Annotated in this window: 8 protein-coding genes; 4 read left to right on the top strand and 4 right to left on the bottom strand. The window is 34.5% G+C overall.

Annotated elements, in window-relative coordinates:
• The first annotated feature begins 163 nt into the window (after positions 1-163).
• The 4 genes from CD128_RS03735 (at position 164) to lrgB (ending at position 4,141) form a co-directional block, all read left to right on the top strand.
• Positions 164-1,918, top strand: a complete 1,755-nt coding sequence (locus CD128_RS03735; RefSeq protein WP_103328744.1) for a sensor histidine kinase — start codon at positions 164-166, stop codon at positions 1,916-1,918.
• Positions 1,919-2,689, top strand: coding sequence for a response regulator transcription factor LytR (locus CD128_RS03740; protein ID WP_103328745.1), 771 nt, complete (start codon positions 1,919-1,921; stop codon positions 2,687-2,689).
• Positions 2,690-2,984: 295 nt separating this feature from the next.
• On the top strand, positions 2,985-3,440 hold the full coding sequence (gene lrgA, locus CD128_RS03745) for an antiholin-like murein hydrolase modulator LrgA (RefSeq protein ID WP_103328746.1): 456 nt from the start codon (positions 2,985-2,987) through the stop codon (positions 3,438-3,440).
• Positions 3,440-4,141 carry an antiholin-like protein LrgB gene (lrgB, locus tag CD128_RS03750; protein WP_103328747.1) on the top strand — a complete coding sequence of 234 codons (702 nt, stop codon included), beginning with the start codon at positions 3,440-3,442 and terminating at the stop codon, positions 4,139-4,141. The genes lrgA and lrgB overlap by 1 nt, the downstream gene beginning before the upstream one ends.
• A 98-nt stretch (positions 4,142-4,239) precedes the next feature.
• On the opposite strand, the gene CD128_RS03755 is transcribed toward lrgB, so the two are convergent.
• The 4 genes from CD128_RS03755 to CD128_RS03770 are packed head-to-tail and all read right to left on the bottom strand — an operon-like array spanning position 4,240 to position 7,835.
• A complete protein-coding gene (locus CD128_RS03755) occupies positions 4,240-4,923 on the bottom strand; it encodes an ABC transporter permease (RefSeq protein ID WP_103328748.1) in 684 nt (227 codons plus the stop codon).
• Entirely contained in the window at positions 4,923-5,867 is a 945-nt protein-coding gene (locus CD128_RS03760) for an osmoprotectant ABC transporter substrate-binding protein (protein ID WP_103328749.1), read from the bottom strand. Before CD128_RS03760 ends, CD128_RS03755 begins: the two co-directional genes overlap by 1 nt.
• A 25-nt stretch (positions 5,868-5,892) precedes the next feature.
• Complete coding sequence (locus CD128_RS03765) at positions 5,893-6,528, bottom strand: ABC transporter permease (protein ID WP_103328750.1); 636 nt, start codon at positions 6,526-6,528, stop codon at positions 5,893-5,895.
• Positions 6,528-7,835: a betaine/proline/choline family ABC transporter ATP-binding protein gene (locus CD128_RS03770; protein WP_103328751.1), complete on the bottom strand. Its 1,308-nt coding sequence runs from the start codon at positions 7,833-7,835 to the stop codon at positions 6,528-6,530. Before CD128_RS03770 ends, CD128_RS03765 begins: the two co-directional genes overlap by 1 nt.
• Positions 7,836-8,028: the final 193 nt, after the last annotated feature.

Here is an 8,028-nt window from a genome sequence, read left to right on the forward strand (position 1 = left end):
AATTATGATTAATTTGAATATATAAACTCATCTATATTAATAAATTTCATATTTTCGTAATTATAAGTAATACTTTACACCTATCAACTTCATTTTTCTCATATTATAATAAATAAAGTTATAATAAATGTATTTTCAAAATTTTAACAATAGGTGCGAGTCAATGTTTAACTTATTTATATTGTTACTAGAACGTGTAGGTTTAATTATTATCATTGCCTATATGTTGATGAATATTAATCATTTTAAAACGATGATGGGTGAACGTGAAAAGCTTCGTTCCCAATGGCAATTAACGATTATTTTCTCTCTTTTCGCGATTATTTCTAATTTCACAGGAATTGAGATTGAAAATGGCAAAATTATTTCTAGCAATATTTATTATCATTTGAATGATAATGCTTCGATGGCTAATACACGTGTGTTAACTATTGGTATGTCAGGTCTGATTGGCGGACCGTTTGTGGCTATTATTGTTGGTATTATATCTGGTTTATCACGTTTATTTATTGGTGGCGCAAATGCCTATACTTATTTAATCTCATCTGTATTTATTGCCTTAATATCAGGATTGTATGGTTACCGTACGATGCGTCGCTATACTTACCCTACTATGCTAGTTGGCGCAATCATAGGAGCATTAAATGAAGGTATTCAAATGATTTGTATTTTTGTTTTTGCTGATGACGCAACGGCTGCTTGGTCATTAGTTCAATTTATATCATTACCTATGATTTTAATTAACAGTATTGGTACCGCTATTTTCTTATCCATCATCTTATCGACACTTAAACAAGAAGAACAAACACGTGCGATACAAACCCATGATGTGTTAGAACTAGCGAATAAAACGTTGCCTTATTTTCGTTCTGGTTTGAACGAGAAATCAGCAAGACCAGTAGCTGAAATCATTTTAAAGTTAATGAAAGTGTCTGCCGTAGCGATTACTAATAAAACAGATATCCTAACACATGTGGGAGCTGGAAGTGATCATCATGTTGCGAAGAAAGAAATTATCACTCATTTATCTAAAGAAGTTATTCGCACTGGGCAATTGAAGGAAGCCCATTCAAAAGAAAGTATTGGTTGCAACAATCCAAATTGTCCTTTGACGGCTGCGATTGTTATCCCCCTTATGACAAATAATGAAATAGCTGGCACCTTAAAATTTTATTTTACTGAAGAACGTGACATCACAACTTCGACGAAACAACTCGCGCGTGGTTTGGCAGACATTTTCTCAAGTCAATTAGAACTTGGACAAGCTGAGATGCAAAGTAAACTCTTGCGCGATGCTGAAATTAAGTCATTACAAGCGCAAGTGAATCCACATTTCTTCTTCAATGCGATTAATACGATTTCGGCGCTTGTACGTATCGATAGTGAAAAGGCGCGCAAACTATTACTACATTTAAGTCAGTTCTTTCGATCAAACTTGCAAGGAGCGCGTAATAATACGATCACTTTAGAAAGAGAATTACAACAAGTAGAAGCATACTTATCATTAGAACAAGCAAGATTCCCTGACCGCTTTACGATTCATTATCATGTTGACCAAGATTGTAAAAATGTGTTAATTCCACCTTTCATTATTCAAATACTAGTTGAAAATGCAATTAAGCATGCCTTTAAGCATCGACGTAAAGATAACATCATTGAGGTCAATGCCCACTATGAGCAACAAGCGCTTAAAATTGCTGTGAGTGACAACGGAAATGGTATTGACGTAGAGAAATTACCATTGATTGGTCAAATGAGTGTCATGTCTGAAACAGGTACAGGAAGCGCACTGGAGAATTTGAACCGACGTTTAATTGGAATATATGGTTCTATCGCTCAACTTCATTTCAATTCTACTGATCAAGGCACTACTGTGAGTTGTCACATCCCTTATCACCATTTAAAGGAGGAAGACTAAGTGAAAACGCTAATTGTAGATGATGAACCCCTAGCGCGTAATGAATTACACTATTTATTAGACGAGTTGGGTGGATTTGAATTAATAGAAGAAGCTGAAAATATTGAAGAGACACTTGAAAAATTACTTTATGAAACGTATGACCTTGTCTTTCTTGATATTAATTTAATGGATGAAAGTGGCATTGATTTAGCTGGAAAAATTCAAAAAATGAAACAGGCCCCCTATATTATTTTTGCCACAGCGCATGATACCTTTGCTGTAAAAGCATTTGAACTTAACGCACTAGATTATATTTTAAAACCCTTTGAACAAGAACGTATCGCGCAAGCAGTTCAAAAAGTAAAACGTGCACTATTACTTCGTTCAAATACGACAGAATCGCCTGAATTCGCACAAAAAGAAAACCCTATGCCAAGTGATAAGTCAACTACCGCTTCACCATCTGTCATTCCTATCGAAGTCGATGAACGTATTTATGTGATTAACTTAGCAGACATCGTTGGTGTTTCAGTTAATAATGGTGTTACAACGATTTCTACGATCAAGAAGGATTATGAATCAACAGAACCGCTCAATTCTTATGATAAAAAGTTGCCAGAAGAACAATTCATTAAAATTCATCGTGCCACGATTATTAATAAGCAACATATCGATAGTGTAGAACAATGGTTTAACTACACTTATCAAGTAACTATGACAACTGGCATTAAATACCAAGTCAGTCGTTCTTATATGAAAGCGTTCAAACAAGAAATTGGTTTAAAATAAATACGTTTGCGTATTATCATACTAACTCTAAGCTTTTAATCCATGGAGAGCTTTCAATTCAGCTCGCTAATATGAGATTAAAAGCTTTTCTTTTTTACCTTAAAATTTCTGAAACGTAGCTATGTATTAACTCTTATTTAAAGTAGCTAACAACTTCATTTGCTCTATTGATAGTCACCTATCAAATAATGCATCTCACAACACATTTTTTGTAACTCGCCTTTCAATCTCCCAAAAGTAACCGCTTCAATAATAAACTGAACTTAAGAGAAAGAGAGAGAGGGAGCGAAAAACAATGAGTCAAGCAAAGACGCAAGAAACGCGTAATCACGGAAATGGCAAAGTTGAAAAAACATATAACTTTTTCCAACAAGCTTTAACCATTGCAGTCGTTTTATTAATTTCAAAAATTATTGAAAGCTTTATACCATTTCCAATGCCAGCATCGGTTATCGGACTAGTATTATTATTTATATTATTATGTACGGGAATTGTAAAATTGGGACAAGTTGAAAGTGTCGGTACAGCGCTAACTAATAACATTAGTTTCTTATTCGTACCAGCTGGGGTATCAGTTATTAATTCATTACCAATTTTAAGTCAACATCCGATTTTAATCTTATTATTAATCATTATTTCAACATTATTATTACTTATTTGTGTGGGATTTGTTTCACAGTTATTCGTTACAAAATCATTATTCCCATCTAAAGAACAAAATGAAAACACAAAACTTGGGGAGGGTAAATAATGGCAGAGCATTTAGGTATCACAACACCATATTTTGGGATATTAGTCTCACTCATTCCGTTTGTTATCGCACAATACTTTTATAAAAAGACAAATGGTTTCTTCTTACTTGCACCACTCTTCGTGGCAATGGTAGCAGGTATTGTTTTCTTAAAAGTTACAGGTATCAGCTATGAAAATTATAAAATTGGTGGCGACATCATCAACTTCTTCTTAGAACCTGCAACAATTAGTTTCGCGATTCCTTTATACAAAAAACGTGATGTATTAAAGAAATATTGGCTACAAATTTTTGGTGGTATCGCAATCGGTACATTAGTTGCTTTAATCTTAATTTATTTAGTAACAATCGTTTTCCGATTAGGAGATCAAATTGGTGCATCAATGTTACCACAAGCGGCTACAACAGCGATTGCCTTACCAGTTTCAGAAGGTATTGGTGGTGTTAAAGAATTAACATCATTAGCCGTTATTTTAAACGCAGTCGTGATTTCTGCATTAGGTACTAAAATCGTTAAATTATTTAAAATCTCTAACCCTATCGCACGTGGTTTAGCGTTAGGTACAAGCGGACATACATTAGGCGTTGCCGCAGCAAAAGAATTAGGGGAAACAGAAGAATCAATGGGAAGTATCGCAGTGGTTATCGTAGGTGTTATTATCGTAGCCATCGTACCTCCGTTAGCATCATTCTTATTCTAAAGTGACAATAATTAAATACTTAATTTAACAAAGAAAAGCGTTGATTAACAAGCAGTAGACTTCTCTACCACACTTGCTAATCAACGCTTTTTAATATGTTAGTTCACACTTTGAACTTGTTTATTCTTTTTACTTTTATGTGTTGGGTCTAATTTTCTTTCTAAACCGCGTAAACCTAAATCAATAATAATCGCAATTAAAGCAATAGGAATAGCCCCTGCTAAAATGAAAACCGTACCGTCTGTTGAGTTCGTACCACGAATGATGATATCACCAAGTGTAGGAGCACCAATAAATGAACCGATAGCCACAATACCAATAGCTACAACAAGTGCTATACGAATTCCTCCAATAATAACAGATAATGATAAAGGTAATTCAATCATGCGCATAATTTGATTACTTGTCATCCCCATACCTTTACCAGCATCTTTAATGTTGTAATCCACTTCCGTAATCCCAGTATACGTATTCTTAATAATAGGAAGTAACGCATATAAGAACACGGCTACAACTACTGTCGTTGGACCTAAGCCTAACGCCAACATTAAGATAGCTAACATAGCGATAGCAGGTACGGTTTGAATAATATTCGCTATCGTAATAACTGGCCACGCTAACTTAGAATAACGCGCAATAAGTATCCCTAATGGAATTCCAATAATGCACGCGAATAACACACCATAAATCGACATTAATAAATGTTTAAAAAATAACTCCATAAGATAGCCAAAGTTCAAGGTATAATATTCATAAAGTGAGCTTAATAAGTTACCTTTCATTATTTTTGACCACCCTTCTTATCATCTTCGAAATAGTTATGTTTTTTCACATACTCTTCAGCAATAACGGCAGGCTCTTTACCTTTACCATCTGCTTCATAATTTAATTTCTGCATCTCTTTTGTACTAATTTTACCTTCTAATTTCTTTAATGCTTTATCAATTTCTGGGTTATCTTTAACTAATTTCTCTGTCGCTAACGGACTACCATCATACGGTGGGAAGAACTTGCGATCATCTTTAAGAACCTTTAAATTATACGCTGCAATACGACCATCCGTTGAATAACCTACCGCCACGTCTAATTTCTTATTCTTTAATGCATCATACACTAAACCAATTTGCATTGGACGTGCACTCGCAAACTTAAAGCCATAATCTTTTTGGAATGCTGGATAGCCATCACCAGCACGGTTCATCCATTGCGTATCCATGCCCAAACGTAATTCATCTTTATATTTTTTCAAATCTGAGACCTTTTCCAAATGATATTTATCAGCAACTTCTTTAGTCACCATAAATGCATAAGTGTTGGCAAATCCAAATGAATTATAATATTTCTGATCATATTTCTTTTTGAAAAGTTTTTGCGACTCTGCCATCGCCTTTTTCGGATCTTTTGTAGGTGGTGCGTCTAAAACACTTGTCAATTCAGTTCCTGTATAACGTACCGCCGACATATTCACATCGCCACGTTGTAACGCATTATGTTGAATAATACTAGATCCTAAGTTACCTATAATCGTAGGTTTAATCTTATCATGTGTGTAATGTTCAATCATTAATTTCTCAATATTTGCCATGATCTTTGTTTCACTAGTTTCTGTTGCAGTGATTTTAACACTGTCTTTCGCATCGCCATCGCCTAGACCTGGTAATCCACATCCAGATAAAACTACGAGGGACAATGCCAGAAGTATGAAAGTTATTTTAAACTTTTTCATAAATTAAGAAATCCTCCCTTTTCAATTATCTAGATACTTTAAGTCCTTTAGGCACGGCCCACTTTTCAACTAAAGAAAGCAAGAAGTCTACAATTAAAGCTAAGCACGTTACAAGAATAGCAGCGCTAATAATCATTGGTGGTTCATATAAGTTTAGACCATTAAATACAAGGTCACCTAAACCACCTGCACCGACATAACTTGCTAGTGTCGCCCATGCAATAACGTATACACTTGATAAACGAATGCCACTAATAATTAACGGTAAAGCTAGTGGCAACTCTACATCCTTCATTAATTGAAATTTCGTCATACCCATACTCGTACCGGCTTGAATAATATTTTTATCAATATTTTGTACACCCAGTACGGTATTATTTAAAATTGGTAACAATACATAAATAAATAACGCGACAATCGCTGGTGTCTTACCTACACCAAAGATTGGAATCATAATTGCTAAAACGGCTAAAGTCGGTATCGTTTGAAGCACACCTGCAATCGTTAATACGATATTCGCAGTACGCTTAGTTTTAGATAATAAAATTCCTAATGGTACTGCTACGACAATCGCAAGTAATAACGCGATGACTGATATGTAAAAGTGTTCGATTGTTTTTGATACGAGTTGGCTTCCATATTCTTGGAAAAATTCTTTCATTAACGATCAACTCCTGAATCATGCGTATCATCTAAGTTCTCTGTATCAAAACGATCGATTACGTCTTTTTGTTTATGTGTCGCATCTTCATGTTGGTGTTGTGCTATTTCTTTTTTCTCTTGATTACCAATTTCATTCTCACGTTCTACATCATTCATATGTGAATCTGACAATTTCATTTCACCATCGCCTTCGCCCCAAATTGAGTCGTATACGATATCTACTAAATTAGCACGTGTTATTAGACCAATTAACGTATTATCGTTGTCGACAACTGGAACGTTTCTCACATTTCGTTTAAGAATGGTACGAACAGAGTCTTGCAATTTTGAATCTATATGTACTTTATAAACATCACGTTGCATTGTATCGATAAGTTCTTTTCTTTGGCGTAAACCTTGATTAATATCCTCAATATCTAAGAAACCTAATAAGCGATTATGATTATTCACCACAAAGATAGTGTCGACACGTTTTTGTCTCATAATATTAACTGCATCATTCAATGAATCATCTGCTTTAACAGTCACAGGGGTAATCATCGCATCTTCAACTGTTCTCATATTAGGGCGGTCTTGAATCAGTCTATTTTGTCCAATAAACTCTTTAACGAAATCATTCGCTGGATTTCTTAAAATATTATCTGGCGTATCATATTGCACAATTTTACCTTGTGACATAATACATATGCGGTCTGCCAATTTAATCGCTTCGTCCATGTCATGCGTTACAAATATGAAAGTTTTCCCTAACTTTTGTTGTAATTCTTTTACTAAATCTTGTAGAGTGTCTCTTGTAATAGGATCCAATGCACCAAACGGTTCATCCATTAAGATAATATCTTGTTCAGCTGCTAATGCACGTACAACCCCTATACGTTGTTGTTGACCACCTGATAATTCAGAGGGATATCGATCCAAATAATCTTCAGGTAAATCCACTAACTTGATTAATTCCTTCGCTTTCGCATCCTTCTTTTCTTTAGACCATTTTAAAAGTTTCGGTACTAACACAATGTTTTCACGAATCGTCATGTGTGGCATAAGCCCAATTTGTTGAATTACGTAACCAATACTGCGTCGCAATTCTACTGGATTCATGCTTCGCACATTCTTCCCATTCATTTCAATAGTTCCTTCAGTAGCTTCAATCATGCGGTTAATCATTCGTAAAGCTGTCGTTTTACCACTACCACTTGTCCCAATAAAAGCAATAAATTCCCCAGATTCAATATCTAATGAAATATTATCTACCGCTTTTTTATTCCCTGAATAAATCTTGGTTAAGTTTTTAATACTTAGCGTCATTAACTTTCTCCTTCCTAATTTAACCCTGAAGAAAAAGAAACGAACAAAAAAAGGCCATTAGTCCCATTGTTAAACAAATGTGTTATAAGTTAAACAAGGGTCTCATGACCTTTGTTTCATAAAATTTTAGTAAATTCAATTTCTATGAAATTCGTTAACTTTTCGTCATTTATTACTATATACCCTATATAAT

The organism is Staphylococcus croceilyticus (genome assembly GCF_002902575.1).
In the GTDB taxonomy this organism is placed as follows: domain Bacteria; phylum Bacillota; class Bacilli; order Staphylococcales; family Staphylococcaceae; genus Staphylococcus; species Staphylococcus croceilyticus.